Origin of the sequence: Lelliottia sp. JS-SCA-14 (assembly GCF_035593345.1) — a bacterium.
GTDB lineage: Bacteria > Pseudomonadota > Gammaproteobacteria > Enterobacterales > Enterobacteriaceae > Enterobacter > Enterobacter wanjuensis.
On sequence record NZ_CP141606.1, the window covers coordinates 4,632,023 to 4,648,051 of the forward strand.

The following is a 16,029-nucleotide window of genomic DNA, read 5'->3' on the forward strand; positions in this document are numbered from 1 at the left end:
TCACTGTGGGTTGTGGTAACGGAACTGCACGTCCGAAATCGAAAAAATGCGCTCGCGACTGACCGTCACATGCGCTTTCCCGCCCTGCCCTTGCATCCAGCGGACATAGAGCCCTTCCAGTATTGCACAGAAGGCGTGACACCAGCGGGTTTGCCGATCCTCGTTGCGGCTGACGGGCAGCGCCTGATGGCGCAGGGTCAAATCGGTCTCGCGGGTGTCTAACTCCACGCAGCCCCAGCCAAAACGCGCCAGTTGGGCGTTGATGTTCGCTTCCAGCTCGCCGACGGTTTCCGACGGCGGAAGCGGGAACTGTTCAGCCAGCGCCACGCCCATCTGATGCAGGAACGGCTGGCTTTCGAGTTCGCCGACGTTGCGCACCATGCCGTCTACCATCAGCGCCAGCAGATCGAACCAGCCTTCCGGCGTTTGCTGCGCGCGAAACCAGCTCAGCACCGCGGGATTATCCATCGTTGTTGTCATTATTTATCTCCCAGCATGTAGCGGAAATAGAGTCCCGCCGTACTTTCGTTATAGCTGCCAAAGGTGTCGTAACCCACCTTGCCGCCGATGGTCATGTCTTTGTTGAGGGTGTAATCCACCCCAGCGCGCATCGTGTAGCCGATCCCGTTTTCGGAGGTGCCTTTGTAGCGAGCCTCTTTGGCAAACCCGCTCTCCACGGCCCCTTCCAGCAGCTGCTGCCAGCTGTCGTTAGTCGGGAAGTAATCGCTGCTGTCCTGGCTGTAAGACTGGTAGCCCACGGAGCCGCCCAGTTTCAGCTTCCAGTTGTCGATTTTTTGCGAGTAGTCGACAGGCAGCGAGACGCTGACGTAGTTTTGCGGGCTGAAATAGCCGCCCTGACCGAAGGTGAACTGACTGAGGTTTTTCGAGAAATCCATCCAGCTCATGCTGAGCCCGGTTTTCACCTCGCGGAAATCGTCGTGATACGGACGCAGATAAACCCCGGCGTTGGCATTGATGCTGGTGTTGCTTGCCACGTTTTCGCCGAGATAGCTGTAACCGCCACCGCCCGCGTAGAAACCGGCGTCGCCATCGTCATAGCTCAGTTGCAGGCTGCCGCCGTTTTTGGTGACGCGCCCCCAGCGTTTGCCAGAGTATTTGTCCTCAAGCCCGACGTAGGAAAGCAGGCTGTCCGTGACCGCGCGGCGCTCTCCGGTCATGATCAGCGATAGATAATTGGTGAGTTTCGGCGACCATTTCACGCCGCCCACCAGCGTGCTGAGATCTTGCCCGAGCGGCGTACTGCCGATATCCAGACGATAATCCTTCCCGCTCAGCGCCATGTTCAGCTCCACGCCGTTCGCTTTTTGCGAGTCCGTCGAGACATCACCCGGCTGATTGACGTTCGCTTTCAGGTTTGAGGCTTCAAGGTACTCCCCGACCCGACCGCTGTCGTAAGCCCCGAGCTTCGCCAGGTTCAGCTGACCGTCGGAACTGGTGAGGTTGAAGTCGTTGCTGTCCAGCGTGCCTAAATCCACCAGCGCGGCGGCCCCCGGATGCGCGGCGAGATAAGTCGCGCGCTCCGTGGCGTTCATTGCCGCAATGGCTTTCTGCTCGTTGGTCGCCGTGGAAACCATGTTCGATGCGGCGTTCGCCAGCGGGTTGGAGCCGAAGCGACGCCATGCGTCACCGCTGGCGCTGCCTGCGCTGAGGGTGATCGGCGTGGCGGTGAATTCAAAGCGCGATTCGCCAAACGGTGAGCTGGACCAGGTGAGCGGCGCTTTGGCTTCGGTCAGCTTGCTGGTGCCCGATTCGCCATCGCGCCCGCGCACGTCGACCTCGCCCTGCAGCCACATGCCGGTCTGTTCGTTCATCTGCTGCATCATGTCGTCGACCTGACGCAGAGTGCGGCTCTGGGCCGTCTCCTGTGGCAGATCGGGGCGCGTGGTGCCCGGCAGCGTCGAACCCGGCTCGCGTGCCGTCTGTGCCAGCTGCCACGGCAGCCCGCTGTCGCTGGAGGCCGTGGCGCCCACCGCCTGCGCGGTGCGGCTGGTGGTGGTGAACGGGTTATCCGCCAGCAGCAAACCGCCCATCGTCGGCGTGGCCGAACTGTTGGTGGATTGCAGCCCCAGCAGTTTGCCGCGCGCGCTGCGCAGATAGGTCATCGCCTGCTGATGGTTGCCCTGCGCCTCTTCCAGACGCGCCAGCAAGACCAGACGCTCAGGAGAGTTATTGGTTTGCAGACCGTTGGCGAGCTGTTTCGCCTTCGTCACGTTGTCTTCGGCCAGCGCCACGTCGATAGCCCCGGCGCGCGCATCCTGATCCGGCGTGTCGCGCGTCATCAGGTAGTCGTAAACCACGCCCGCCTCTTTGTTCATTTTGCCGGTCTGATACAGACGCGCCATCGCGAACATCAGGTCGGTATTCTGCGGGTCGCTTTGCAGGGCGCGGATCAGCTTGTCGTACGCCGCCGCATAGTTACCCTGCTCGCGCAGCTGGTCCGCTTCGTTGATGACGTATCCGTTCCGCACGCCCGCCAGCTGAGTTGGCGTGCTGCGCGACAGCAGTTCCGGGTTCGAGAGGAAGCTCTGGGCTTCGCCGCTCAGCCCGGCCTGATTGAGGACGGAAACCTGATCGGCGTAATCGCCCGCGTTACCCTGCACGCCCTCACGCATGTTGCTGCGCACGACGGCCACCGCGCCGGTCAGATCGCCGCTCTGTGCCAGCATTCTGGCGAGTTTGCCCGCATCCGCCGGGTTTTCCGGGGGACGCGTGGAGAGGGTTTTCAGGGTATTGGCCGCCGCGACGGAATTGCCCTGCGCCAGATAACGTTCCGCCGTCGCCATCTGCAGGTTGTAGTTCACCCGCTGCGCCAGCTCGCGCATCTGCGGCGTCTGGCTGGCCGGAGAGATGCGCGACAGAATGGTTTGCGACTGCTGCCACGCCCCGTTTTCGCTGGCGAACAACGCCGCCGCGTAGAGTGAGCTGGCGCCCGCCCCCTGACGGAACGCAGGCTGCATCACCGAGGCGGCTTCGCCGTCGGCACCGGATTTTTGCAGCAAACGCGCCAGATCCAGACGTAACCAGGGATCGTCCGGCAGACGGGAAATCCCCTCGCGCAGAATCGCAATCGCCTGCTGGGTGTTGCCATTGGCGGCGGCCTGCTGCGCCTGACGGCGGATCGGATCGCCCGGCAAACCGGACACCACGCGCGGCTGGAGTTTCGCCTGCAAGCTGGCCGGAAGCGTGCGCAGCATCGCCTGGGCTTCGTCGGTTTTGTTCTGCTCTTTCAGGACGTAATAGAGGTTTTCCCGTGCAGCACCGTTATTCGGCTGCTGGCTCACCAGCTCGCGCAGAGTCTGTTCGGCCTGCGGATAATCTTTGTTGTGACGCAGGACATCGGCGCGGAACAGCTTCGCCGCCGTGCCGCGTTCGCCGCTTTGCTGCACCAGCGGGGCCGAGAGCGCCAGCGCCTGGCTGACGTTGCCCTCTTTCAGCGCCTGCTGCGCCTGGGCGAGCTGACCGTAAAAGGCGGCGTCATCGGCCTGCTGCTGGCGTTCCGTAGAGGCATCACCGCCCTGACTGGCGGCGCGTCCCAGATATTGCGCGGCGGCCTGATAATCCCCGCTGCGCTGGGCGATGTAGCCCATCCCAGCGAGCGCGTCGGCGTCCTGCGGGTTGGTTTGCAGCACCTGTTCAAACTGGCGCTTCGCCGCGTCCGTATTCCCGCTGTTGAGCGCGGTATAGCCTTCGCCTTTCGCCGCACCGCCGACGTTTTTGCGGTAGTAGGCCTGGATTTCGCTGTCCTGCGGATGGCGCTGCAGCCAGGTGTCGTAGAACTGTTCGTCACCCGCTTTTGGGCCTAACCACAGCAGGGCCTGACGTAAACCGGCGTCCGCGTCTTTGCTGCCGCTCGCCATCTGCTGGAGCTGGATAATCCCGTCGCGGCGCGTGCTCTCCTGCCAGGTAAGCATTTTACCCAGCGCCACTCGCGCGGCGTTGTCCTGCGGATTTTGCGCCGCAAAACGCTGTAGTTCGGCCAGCGCTTGTGGATAGAGCGATTTATCGCTGCCCATCGTCTGGTAATACTCCGGCGCGAGGCTCGCGGGCGGCGTATCACCGTTGAACAGGGTTTTCCAGGTCTCAAGGGCCGCCGGAATGTTGCCGCTGCGTGCCTGCTGACGCGCCAGGGTCAGCGTGCCCTGCGGAACCTGCGTCATCTGTTTGGCGTTATCCAGCGCCTGCAAACCGCCATCATTCGGCGAGACTTTTGCCAGCCGCGCGCGCCACTGCGCCGCCGCCTGCAGATCGCCGTTTTGCTGCGCCCACAGCGCCATCAGATAGAGCGCCTGGGTGTTGTTGGCATCGACCATCAACACTTTTTTCAGCGACTCGCTGGCCAGATCGTCGTGTGACTTTTCGTGCCAGTAGTTGGCCTGGTCAAACAGCGCTTTCAGCGCCGCCTCGTTTTGTGCGGCCTGCGCCGCGCCGCCAAACGCCAGCACGCCGGAAAGACAGATCGCCGATTTTAAGGTTATTTTTTTCACTTTCCGCTCTCCGGATTCAGGCGCTTACGCGCACGCTTTTTCAGCCAGGCGTACAGGCCCAGACCGGTCAGCGAACTCATGATCAGACCCAGGATCGCCAGCAGGGCCGAGTGCTGGTTGGCGTACCAGACAATCATCATTTGGGTCGGCATTTCGCCGCTCGGGAACTGCGAGCCGACGCGGAAACTGCGTACGCCGTTTTCGTTGGTGATGATCGCCGCGTCGCCGCGGATCCCGGCGTTGATACGCGCGGAGGTCAAGTCGTCATGCAGGCGAGAGAGCTGGTCGTCGTTACTGCCGAGCGCCATGACCACCAGGCGGTCGCTGCTCCACGGGGAGCGGAAGCTGACAAACCCCCGCCACGCCTCGTTGGAGGAGAAGTAACGGTCGGCTTCAACGCCGTCGGAGGTCCAGTCGCCCGCCAGCCAGCGCTGCAGTTTTTGCCAGGTGGTCGGCGTGCGCACGCCCAGGGTGTTGTCGTGGGAGGTAAACGGCGATTCGTCCAGCAGGGCCTGGTTGAAGTCGTGCTGCGCCATGCCGCTCACCGCCAGTACGTCGCGGGTGCGCAGCAGTTCAAGGTTGCCGCCCGCCGTTGGCACGCCGAGCACCACGCGATTGTTGTAAAGCGCCGTGCCGGTGGCGTTACCGGATCGCGCGGCCATATCCAGCAGCGTGGCGATCTGGGTTTCCGTCGGCTGTTCCGGCAGGAGCAGCACCGTCTGGGAGTAGTCCGCCAGACGGGTGAACGGGAAAGATGCTCCGACGAAGTATGAGAGATTCGGCAGGAGCGAGAAGTGACGCGTGTGGCTCAGATCGATCCACGAGTCCTCATCGATGCGGCTCTTGATGTTGTTGTTCAGCAGCACGCTGCACGGCGCGTTCTCTTTCGCAGTGATGTTGAAGTAGAGCGAGAGCTGGTTGTCGCCGTAGATCATGTACGGCTCCAGCGGCATATCGAACTTCTCCTGCCGCGCGTCGCCGCCCACTTTGTGCCACAAGGTTTCCAGCGCGCCCTGTTTGTTGACCGGCAGGTTGTGCAGGAAGGTGTCGTTCATGGTCATGCTGAGCCAGGAGCGATTTTCGTCAATCCAGCTCTCCGTCGGGAAGCGGTAGCCGATGTGCAGCGGAATGGTTTCGCCGTCCCACAGGAAAAGATCCGGCGCGGCGCGGAACGCTACGCGCAGGGGCGCATGCCAGATCCCGGTGACGGTCAGGCTTTGATCCTTGCGGATCAGCTCTGAGAGCTTAACCGGACGATCCGTTGGGATCCAGCGCGGGGCGTCGTAAGGCTTGCTCGCCGGGATCGTCTGCGCAGGGATCGTGGTGCTGGCGGTTTGCAGGGCAAAGTTGCCGCGCGTCAGTCGCCATGCCGCCGTGCGCAGCGCCGCTTCGTCGTTTCCGACAACCAGCAGCAGTTTGTACACCGGGTTCGCCGGGTTATCGATCACCTGCAGCATTGGCTGGGTGGATTGCGGCAGCGTCAGGCCGCCGATTTTGTCGCCCGGATGGCCGATCAGAATGCCGTTTTTCTCCGGTAGCCGGTCGTGCAGCGCCGCGAAGGAGACGCCGCGATAATCGGCCTGAATACCGAGCCAGGAGGAGATCAACGCCGCGGCGCTGAGGGCATCGCTGCTGAGCGTCGGGCCAAAGGCAAAGGCGATCGCCGCTGGGGTCATCTGCATACTGTCGAAGAACGGACGCGGGAAATGGCTCAGGTCGGAGCCGATATCCAGCTGCTGCCCTTCCAGCTCGAAGCGCGAATCCGGCAGGATGGTGACGCGATATTTATCCGACAGATCGCGCTGGCACTGCATCGCGTCGCCGTCGTTGATTTTCAGGCTCAGATTGTTGCTGGAGACCAGCAGCGCCGCCGGAATGTCCAGCTGGAAGCGGGAGATGTCGCTGTCCGCCGCGCCCAGCGGCACGGTGCCCAGCGGCTGGCCGTTGAGCATCAGCTGCATAGTGGCATTGCGCGTCGCCATCGCGGGCGAGACTTTGACGTTCAGCGAAAGCTGGGCGTTGGTGATCACCTGGTCGACCGGCAGGGTGAAGTTCATTCCGCCCTGCAGCTGGCCGCCGCTCAGCACCAGCCCCTGCGGCTGGCCCATCTGCGCCACGCTGATGCTGTTCACCGTTGAGGGGACAAAGGTCGGAAGCGCCGCCGGTGCGGGCGCGGGCATGTCTACCGGCAGCAGCGATTCGACGGTGGTTTCTTCACTGTGCAGCGGCAGCGCAAACAGCGACGCCGCAAGCAAAGTGAGTTTTGTCAGCTGTTTCATGCGTTGCCGTCCTCCTGGACCTGCGCCTGCGCGCGGCGGTTCTCCCGGCGCGTTTTCCACGTCAGCCAGAAGAGATCAAACACGCAGCGCACGATGGTCAGCAGCGAACGGAACGGGTTGTCCTGCGGTTTTGGCGGCTGGATCCACGCATCGGCACGGGCCAGCACTACGCGCACCAGCTCACGGCGGCGCGCCAGGGGGATATCTTCAAACATCAGGCGGATAAACTGTTCGTCCGTGGCGACCACTTTCACCGGAATGCTGATCGCGCCGGATTGCAGGAGCAGTTCGACCTCTTCGATGTCGTCCGTCAGATGGCGCTCGTCCGGGAGCTCCACGCGGCAGCCGCCCATCGACAGATCGGCGGTCTGGCTGCGGGAAGAGATACCGCTGGCGTAGTGGATCAGCACCGGGATTTTGACGTCGATGCGGATGGTTTTGCGCGTCTGGCGCGTTTCACGGGCGACGGCGATCGCCGCCAGCAGGAAGATCAGGCTGTAAAGTCCCCAGCCAACGTTCAGGGCGATCACGCTCGGGTCCACGCCGTAGTAGTCGTGAGCGCAGGCGCGGATGATACCGGCAATAACACCAATACCTAACAGGATCGCAATCACCAGATGCGGACGCACGACGCGGAAATCGAAGTAACCGACGTTGAGCAGCGCGCCTTTGTCCGTCACGTTGAACTTGCCGCGTTTCGGGAACACCATGGTGACAACGGTCGGCAGCACCAGGTGGAACGCCAGCACTAAGTCGTAGATTTCGCCCCAGAAGCTGTAGCGATAGCGGCCATTCATGCGCGAGTTGAGGTAAATCGCCAGGAACAGATGCGGCAGCGCGTAGGCAAAGACCAGGCCCGCCGACGAGTGGATGATGTTGAGGTTAAACAGCAGATAGGCCAGCGGCGCGGTCAGGAAGGCGATGCGCGGCAGAGCAAACTGGTAATAGAGCATGGCGCTGAGGTAGCACAGGCGCTGCTGAATGGTCAGGCCGCGGCCAAAGAGCGGGTTATCCAGACGGAAAATCTGCGTCATCCCGCGCGCCCAGCGGGTACGCTGAATCACGTGCAGGACCAGACGCTCGGTGGCAAGACCGGCGGCCAGCGGGATATCGAGGAACGCGGATTTCCAGCCGAGACGCTGCATCTTCAGCGCGGTGTGGGCATCTTCCGTCACCGTTTCGACGGCGAAGCCACCGATCTCTTCCAGCGCACTGCGGCGGATCACCGCACAGGAGCCGCAGAAGAAGGTCGCGTTCCAGTTATCGTTGCCCTGCTGAATCGGACCGTAGAACAGAGTCCCTTCGTTCGGAATATTGCGCCCGACGGAGAGGTTACGCTCGAACGGGTCGGGCGAGTAGAAGTAGTGCGGCGTTTGCACCAGCGCCAGTTTCGGATCTTTCAGGAATCCGCCCACCGTCGCCTGCAGGAAAATACGCGTGGCGACGTGGTCGCAGTCGAAGACGGTGATCAGCTCGCCCTGGGTGAGCTTCATCGCGTGGTTGAGGTTGCCCGCTTTTGCGTGGGAGTTGTCGTTGCGCGTGATGTATCCCACGCCAACGTCCGCCGCAAAGACGGCGAACTCGCGGCGTTTACCGTCGTCGAGCAGGTAGATTTTCATTTTGTCGCGCGGGTAGTCGATGCACTGCGCGGCCAGCACCGTGTCGCGCACCACGTCCAACGATTCGTTATAGGTCGGGATGTAGACGTCGACCGTCGGCCAGAGCGACATGTCGTCCGGGAGCGGCACGATCTCGCGTTTGAGCGGCCAGATGGTTTGCAGGTAGTTCAGCAGGAGCAGCACCCAGACGTAGACCTCGGCGAGGAATAAACCCATCCCGAGAATCGTCTCAATCTCGGAATTAAAATGCAGGGTTTGCGTCAGGCGGAAATACATATAGCGGGTCGACATCAATAATGACATCACCACCATAATCACGGAAATACTGCGTCTTTTGCTGAAGCCCATTAAAAACAGCAGGCCAATGCTGATAAAGCCAAAGATATATTGTTTCTGGCTGTCCATCGGCGTAATGACGATCAGCAGCGCAATGGGGATCATTGCTAACGTCAGCAAAATAAAAAGAAACTTTTTCATAGGTCGCCCTGGGTGAATTTAGAACCCTGACTTACGCGGAAGGGTGTGAACAGTGCCGTCACCCACTTTGACGCCCAGAATGCCGGCGACTTTTTTGGCGATAAGCTCAATGTCGAAGGCGGCGGCTGAGGCCGGGCTAAAGTCGAAGACGGACTGTTGTGAGGCGTTGGCTTCCCCGACGCTTTCGTCGCGGTGAACCACACCCAGTAGCTTATCGCCGAGTTTATTCTCGACGAAGGTGGTGACATCCCGGCTGATCTGACGGCGGTTGTCGCTTTGGTTGAGAACGAAATAGTGCCCGGCTTTGTGGTTGAGCACCCCACCCGTCAGGCGCTGATTCTCAATTTGCGGCAGCAGAGAGAGGGACGCGGTATCGGCCAGCAGGGTGATCAGATGCAGATCGGCCAGCCGCGACATGGCTTTTAACGCCGGTGATGGGCCAGGAGGAAAATCGGCGACGATAATCAGGCCCGGATAGTTGAGCAGCGTGCTCAGCCCGCGCGTGAGGAAGTGTTCGTCGTTGGTGAGTCGTTCCTCAAACGCCATGCGCTGATCTTCGCTGGCATCGCCGTACGGCAGCACGAACAGGTTTCCGCCGGCGGTGAGGACAAACTGGCTCCAGTCGGAGGATTCCGCGGCTTTGGCCACGTAACCGCGGCTGTCGGAAAGCGGAACGCCGAAGTGCAGACGAAGCGCATTTTGCACATCGAAATCCAGCGCCAGCACTTTGCTTCCCGAACGCGCCAGGGCGTAAGCCAGGTTGGCGGTCATGGTCGTTTTCCCCACGCCGCCTTTTGGCGAGCAAACGCAAATTAACGGCATGAGGCGATCCTTTCCAGCAGGGAATTCAGGGGCTGATTCTTTTCAGCGGCGGGTTTTGGCGTGCTTGCGGCGGGCGCAAACAGGCGTGAGAAATTCACATCCGTCGGAGCCTGAACCGGTACTGGCGCAGCGGCGCGGATCGGGGCCGGTGCTGGTATGGGTGCGGATGGAGTCTCTGGTTGGGTAGCCAGTTGTTCAGCGACGCCCTGGAAAATCGACGGGGCATGAGCGGGAACCACGTCGGCAGTGACGATTTCTGCCACTGGAGCGGCCTCGGCCAGCGTGAAAGTTTCGGCGCTCACGGGCTGCGGTGCGGCGACGGAAACGTGCCCGCCTTGCGCAAACGCCTGGGTTTCCGTCTGAGGCGTCAGCTGGTTGAGAATGGCCCAACTCCCCTGATCGCTCGCCTGGTTTTGAACAGAAAAGTCTTTGAAATCGAGCGCTTGATTGCGCGTTTTATCCTTAAATCGCTGCAAATCATCATAATGATTCATAGTTATACTCATGATTTACAAATAAATAATGTACACACCACGATTTGTCATTAGTGGCCATTGACGATCAACAGACGTGTTTTATTCAGGTGTAGGTGTACAGTCACGTTACGGTTTTACCCGCACGCTTATTTTTGGCATGTTTAAATTATGGTTTTATTACTGAAAGACTTATTTACAGCATATGCATAATCATTTACTCGACACATGCTAACTGTTTTTAACCCAGAAAAATACCGAAGTGTTTTTGGTTTTAGTTAAGCGGAACTAAGGGGATTAACATTCAGTTTTGACTTTAAAAGCAGTGCTCTGTATGGATAAAATTGAATTACAAAGAACTAAAGACTGACCAGGATGATTCTTACTTTAATAAAACGTTACTCTGTGAAATATCTTGAAATACATTTTCGTCGTTATTATTTTATGGAAACCGTTAACCCCTTATTCTGGTTAATATTATTTATATCCCTACCATTTTAGGGGGGAGACGAAGAAAGTGATAAAAAAAGGGAGCCACAGGCTCCCTCAGGTTATTCCGCACTTCTTAGCGAGATTTCACCGCCAACCCACGGCTTAAGAACGCCATCTTGCTCAAGCAAGAGCGCCCCCTGAGCATCGATACCGCGGGAAACACCGAAGATCTCTTTGTCGCCAATGATCAGTTTCACCGGGCGATGAATAAAGTTGTCGAGCTTCTCCCAGCGGGAGAGGAACGGTGCCAGCCCGTCCTGCTCAAAGAGCGTCAACGCGTCGCGCAGATCTTTAATCAGGCGAACGGCGAGAGTGTTGCGGTCGATGGTAATGCCCGCTTCCTGCAGCGTGATCCAGCCCTGATTGACGATATCAGACTGCACCTGGCGCATCACCATGTTGAGACCTGCGCCGATCACGATCTGCGCGGCATCTCCGGTTTTGCCTGTCAGTTCGACTAAAATACCGGCCAGTTTACGATCGTTCAGATAGAGATCGTTTGGCCATTTTACGCGGACTTTGTCTGCGCCCAGATCGTGCAGCACTTCGGCCATCACGATGCCAATCACCAGACTTAAGCCAATGGCGGCAGCAGGACCTTGCTCAAGACGCCAGAACATCGACAGATAGAGGTTGGCGCCAAAAGGCGAGAACCACTTACGCCCGCGGCGACCGCGACCGGCCTGCTGATATTCGGCGACGCAGCAGTCACCCGAGTTGAGGCTGCTGATGCGATCGAGCAAATACTGGTTGGTTGAATCGATAACCGGTAAGACCGTCACTTTCCCCTGGTCAAGCTGACGACAAATCACCTCTTCATCCAGTAACTGGATGGGTTCAGGCAGGCTGTAGCCTTTTCCCGGAACGGTGAAGACATCCACGCCCCAGTCGCGCAGGGTTTGAATGTGCTTGTTGATTGCCGCGCGGCTCATGCCGAGGCGTTCACCCAGCTGCTCGCCAGAGTGAAACTCGCCGTCAGCCAGGATGCTAATCAGTGTTAACGGGACGGTGTTATCTTTCACGCAATTGTCTCCACGGCGTTCACTTCACCAGTACGACCAATAAAGCGGACTTCCGGCTCAAGCCAGACGTTGAATTTATCGCCCACGCACTGGCGAACGTGATGGGCCAGGCGCACGACATCTTCACTGGTCGCGTTATTCTCATTGATGAGCACCAGTGCCTGCTGGCGATGCACCGCTGCGCCACCCTCGACCGCGCCTTTGAGCTGACATTGATCGATTAGCCAGCCCGCGGCCAGTTTTACGCTGCCATCCGCCTGCGGATAATGTGGCGCATTGGGCCATTGTGCGAGCAGGGCTTGTGCCGTTTCGCTACCGATCACCGGGTTTTTGAAGAAGCTACCGGCGTTACCATTCACCTTCGGGTCGGGCAGTTTGGTCATGCGCATGTGGCAGACGGCATCAAACACATCGCGAGGCGTTACGGTCTGCGGATCAAGGCGCGTCAAATCACCGTAGGTTAAGACCGGCTGCCACTGTTTTGCCAGACGCAGGCCAACTGAAACAATGACATAGCGATCCTGGTATTCATGTTTGAAGATGCTGTCGCGGTAGCCAAAACGGCATTGCTCAGCCGTCAGTCGGCTGGCTTTGCCCGTCGCCAGCTCGATGCAGTCGACGTACTCGCAAACATGTTTCAGTTCGATGCCGTAGGCACCGATATTTTGAATGGGGGATGATCCCGCACATCCGGGAATGAGCGCCAGATTTTCCAGGCCAGCCATCCCATGCTCGAGGGTGAATTGCACCAGCTTGTGCCAGTTTTCACCTGCCCCGACGTGCAAATGCCAGCTGTCTTCTGTCTCAGTAACATCAATACCTGAAATGCGGTTCACAATGACCGTACCGGCGAAATCATCAAGAAAGAGAACGTTACTCCCTTCGCCGAGGATCAGGACAGGTTGGTGATTTTCAGTGGCGGTTTTCCACGCGTCGAGCAGTTGCTGAGCGTTTTCGGCGCGCACGATATTGTTGGCATTACGTTGAATGCCAAAGGTATTCCAGGGCTTAAGGGAGTGATTCATAGATGCTATCCTGATGCAAAATCAGGGATAGTTTACCGTATATGTGCGGGGATGGGGGATTAGTTTGCTGCGTCGTGAAGGGGATCTGATGTTCGATATGAACGCAAAAAGGCCATCCTTGCGGATGGCCTCTTCACTTAATTGATGCCTGGCAGTTCCCTACTCTCACATGGGGAGACCCCACACTACCATCGGCGCTACGGCGTTTCACTTCTGAGTTCGGCATGGGGTCAGGTGGGACCACCGCGCTAAAGCCGCCAGGCAAATTCTGTTATCAACACGCATCTCTGCACGTCGATTAATCTGTTATCAGGCTGAAAATCGTCGTCTCTGCTTTCGCCAAAACATCTTCGGCGTTGTAAGGTTAAGCCTCACGGTTCATTAGTACTGGTTAGCTCAATACATCGCTGCACTTACACACCCAGCCTATCAACGTCGTAGTCTTCAACGTTCCTTCAGGACTCTCAAGGAGTCAGGGAGAACTCATCTCGGGGCAAGTTTCGTGCTTAGATGCTTTCAGCACTTATCTTTTCCGCATTTAGCTACCGGGCAATGCCATTGGCATGACAACCCGAACACCAGTGATGCGTCCACTCCGGTCCTCTCGTACTAGGAGCAGCCCCCCTCAATTCTCCAGCGCCCACGGCAGATAGGGACCGAACTGTCTCACGACGTTCTAAACCCAGCTCGCGTACCACTTTAAACGGCGAACAGCCGTACCCTTGGGACCTACTTCAGCCCCAGGATGTGATGAGCCGACATCGAGGTGCCAAACACCGCCGTCGATATGAACTCTTGGGCGGTATCAGCCTGTTATCCCCGGAGTACCTTTTATCCGTTGAGCGATGGCCCTTCCATTCAGAACCACCGGATCACTATGACCTGCTTTCGCACCTGCTCGAGCCGTCACTCTCGCAGTCAAGCTAGCTTATGCCATTGCACTAACCTCCTGATGTCCGACCAGGATTAGCTAACCTTCGTGCTCCTCCGTTACTCTTTAGGAGGAGACCGCCCCAGTCAAACTACCCACCAGACACTGTCCGCAACCCGGATTACGGGTCTACGTTAGAACACCAGCCATTAAAGGGTGGTATTTCAAGGTTGGCTCCACGCAGACTGGCGTCCACGCTTCAAAGCCTCCCACCTATCCTACACATCAAGGACCAGTGTTCAGTGTCAAGCTATAGTAAAGGTTCACGGGGTCTTTCCGTCTTGCCGCGGGTACACTGCATCTTCACAGCGAGTTCAATTTCACTGAGTCTCGGGTGGAGACAGCCTGGCCATCATTACGCCATTCGTGCAGGTCGGAACTTACCCGACAAGGAATTTCGCTACCTTAGGACCGTTATAGTTACGGCCGCCGTTTACCGGGGCTTCGATCAAGAGCTTCGCGTTGCCGCTAACCCCATCAATTAACCTTCCGGCACCGGGCAGGCGTCACACCGTATACGTCCACTTTCGTGTTTGCACAGTGCTGTGTTTTTAATAAACAGTTGCAGCCAGCTGGTATCTTCGACTGGTTTCAGCTCCGTCCGCAGGGACTTCACCTACACACCAGCGTGCCTTCTCCCGAAGTTACGGCACCATTTTGCCTAGTTCCTTCACCCGAGTTCTCTCAAGCGCCTTGGTATTCTCTACCTGACCACCTGTGTCGGTTTGGGGTACGATTTGATGTTACCTGATGCTTAGAGGCTTTTCCTGGAAGCAGGGCATTTGTTACTTCAGCACCGTAGTGCCTCGTCATCACACCTCAGCGTTAATAAGCGTCCGGATTTACCTAAACGCTCCGCCTACATGCTTAAACCGGGACAACCGTCGCCCGGCTAACATAGCCTTCTCCGTCCCCCCTTCGCAGTAACACCGAGTACAGGAATATTAACCTGTTTCCCATCGACTACGCCTTTCGGCCTCGCCTTAGGGGTCGACTCACCCTGCCCCGATTAACGTTGGACAGGAACCCTTGGTCTTCCGGCGAGCGGGCTTTTCACCCGCTTTATCGTTACTTATGTCAGCATTCGCACTTCTGATACCTCCAGCACCCCTCACAGGACACCTTCAACGGCTTACAGAACGCTCCCCTACCCAACAACGCATAAGCGTCGCTGCCGCAGCTTCGGTGCATGGTTTAGCCCCGTTACATCTTCCGCGCAGGCCGACTCGACCAGTGAGCTATTACGCTTTCTTTAAATGATGGCTGCTTCTAAGCCAACATCCTGGCTGTCTGTGCCTTCCCACATCGTTTCCCACTTAACCATGACTTTGGGACCTTAGCTGGCGGTCTGGGTTGTTTCCCTCTTCACGACGGACGTTAGCACCCGCCGTGTGTCTCCCGTGATAACATTCTTCGGTATTCGTAGTTTGCATCGGGTTGGTAAGCCGGGATGGCCCCCTAGCCGAAACAGTGCTCTACCCCCGAAGATGAGTTCACGAGGCGCTACCTAAATAGCTTTCGGGGAGAACCAGCTATCTCCCGGTTTGATTGGCCTTTCACCCCCAGCCACAAGTCATCCGCTAATTTTTCAACATTAGTCGGTTCGGTCCTCCAGTTAGTGTTACCCAACCTTCAACCTGCCCATGGCTAGATCACCGGGTTTCGGGTCTATACCCTGCAACTTAACGCCCAGTTAAGACTCGGTTTCCCTTCGGCTCCCCTATACGGTTAACCTTGCTACAGAATATAAGTCGCTGACCCATTATACAAAAGGTACGCAGTCACCCCATAAAGAGGCTCCCACTGCTTGTACGTACACGGTTTCAGGTTCTTTTTCACTCCCCTCGCCGGGGTTCTTTTCGCCTTTCCCTCACGGTACTGGTTCACTATCGGTCAGTCAGGAGTATTTAGCCTTGGAGGATGGTCCCCCCATATTCAGACAGGATACCACGTGTCCCGCCCTACTCTTCGAGTTCACAACGTGTGCATTTTTGTGTACGGGACTATCACCCTGTACCGTCGGACTTTCCAGACCGTTCCACTAACACACGCGCTGATTCAGACTCTGGGCTCCTCCCCGTTCGCTCGCCGCTACTGGGGGAATCTCGGTTGATTTCTTTTCCTCGGGGTACTTAGATGTTTCAGTTCCCCCGGTTCGCCTCATGCCACTATGTATTCATGACATGATAGTGTGTCGAAACACACTGGGTTTCCCCATTCGGGTATCGCCGGGTCAAAGGTTCATATCACCTCGCCGACGCTTATCGCAGATTAGCACGCCCTTCATCGCCTCTGACTGCCAGGGCATCCACCGTGTACGCTTAGTCGCTTAACCTCACAACCCGAAGATGTTTCGTAAAACATCTCGTGTTGCGAAAATTTGA

Annotated in this window: 8 protein-coding genes and 2 rRNA genes; all 10 read right to left on the reverse strand. The window is 58.1% G+C overall.

All coding sequences use genetic code 11. From position 1 onward, the window contains the following. The 10 genes from bcsD to U9O48_RS21705 all read right to left on the reverse strand — a co-directional run bounded on the left by bcsD (position 1) and on the right by U9O48_RS21705 (position 15,980). The gene (bcsD, locus tag U9O48_RS21660; RefSeq protein ID WP_285146069.1) at positions 1-480 is read right to left on the reverse strand and encodes a cellulose biosynthesis protein BcsD; all 480 of its coding nucleotides are present in this window, start codon (positions 478-480) and stop codon (positions 1-3) included. Further along, the gene (locus U9O48_RS21665; protein ID WP_324723187.1) at positions 480-4,505 is read right to left on the reverse strand and encodes a cellulose biosynthesis protein BcsC; all 4,026 of its coding nucleotides are present in this window, start codon (positions 4,503-4,505) and stop codon (positions 480-482) included. The genes bcsD and U9O48_RS21665 overlap by 1 nt, the downstream gene beginning before the upstream one ends. Beyond that, positions 4,502-6,784, reverse strand: coding sequence for a cellulose biosynthesis cyclic di-GMP-binding regulatory protein BcsB (gene bcsB / locus U9O48_RS21670; protein ID WP_324723188.1), 2,283 nt, complete (start codon positions 6,782-6,784; stop codon positions 4,502-4,504). The genes U9O48_RS21665 and bcsB overlap by 4 nt, the downstream gene beginning before the upstream one ends. Further along, positions 6,781-8,880: a UDP-forming cellulose synthase catalytic subunit gene (gene bcsA / locus U9O48_RS21675; RefSeq protein WP_324723189.1), complete on the reverse strand. Its 2,100-nt coding sequence runs from the start codon at positions 8,878-8,880 to the stop codon at positions 6,781-6,783. The genes bcsB and bcsA overlap by 4 nt, the downstream gene beginning before the upstream one ends. A gap of 18 nt (positions 8,881-8,898) precedes the next feature. Next, positions 8,899-9,702 (reverse strand): cellulose biosynthesis protein BcsQ, encoded by an 804-nt coding sequence (gene bcsQ, locus U9O48_RS21680; protein ID WP_282492832.1) that lies wholly within the window; start codon positions 9,700-9,702, stop codon positions 8,899-8,901. Further along, positions 9,693-10,196, reverse strand: coding sequence for a cellulose biosynthesis protein BcsO (gene bcsO, locus U9O48_RS21685; RefSeq protein WP_324723190.1), 504 nt, complete (start codon positions 10,194-10,196; stop codon positions 9,693-9,695). The genes bcsQ and bcsO overlap by 10 nt, the downstream gene beginning before the upstream one ends. Before the next feature lie 530 nt (positions 10,197-10,726). Next, positions 10,727-11,689 (reverse strand): bifunctional biotin--[acetyl-CoA-carboxylase] ligase/biotin operon repressor BirA, encoded by a 963-nt coding sequence (gene birA, locus U9O48_RS21690; protein ID WP_282492830.1) that lies wholly within the window; start codon positions 11,687-11,689, stop codon positions 10,727-10,729. Beyond that, positions 11,686-12,714: a UDP-N-acetylmuramate dehydrogenase gene (murB, locus tag U9O48_RS21695; RefSeq protein WP_324723192.1), complete on the reverse strand. Its 1,029-nt coding sequence runs from the start codon at positions 12,712-12,714 to the stop codon at positions 11,686-11,688. Before murB ends, birA begins: the two co-directional genes overlap by 4 nt. 146 nt (positions 12,715-12,860) lie before the next feature. Continuing rightward, positions 12,861-12,976, reverse strand: a 5S ribosomal RNA gene (rrf, locus tag U9O48_RS21700). Positions 12,977-13,074: 98 nt separating this feature from the next. Continuing rightward, positions 13,075-15,980 (reverse strand): 23S ribosomal RNA (locus U9O48_RS21705). Between the last annotated feature and the right edge of the window lie 49 nt (positions 15,981-16,029).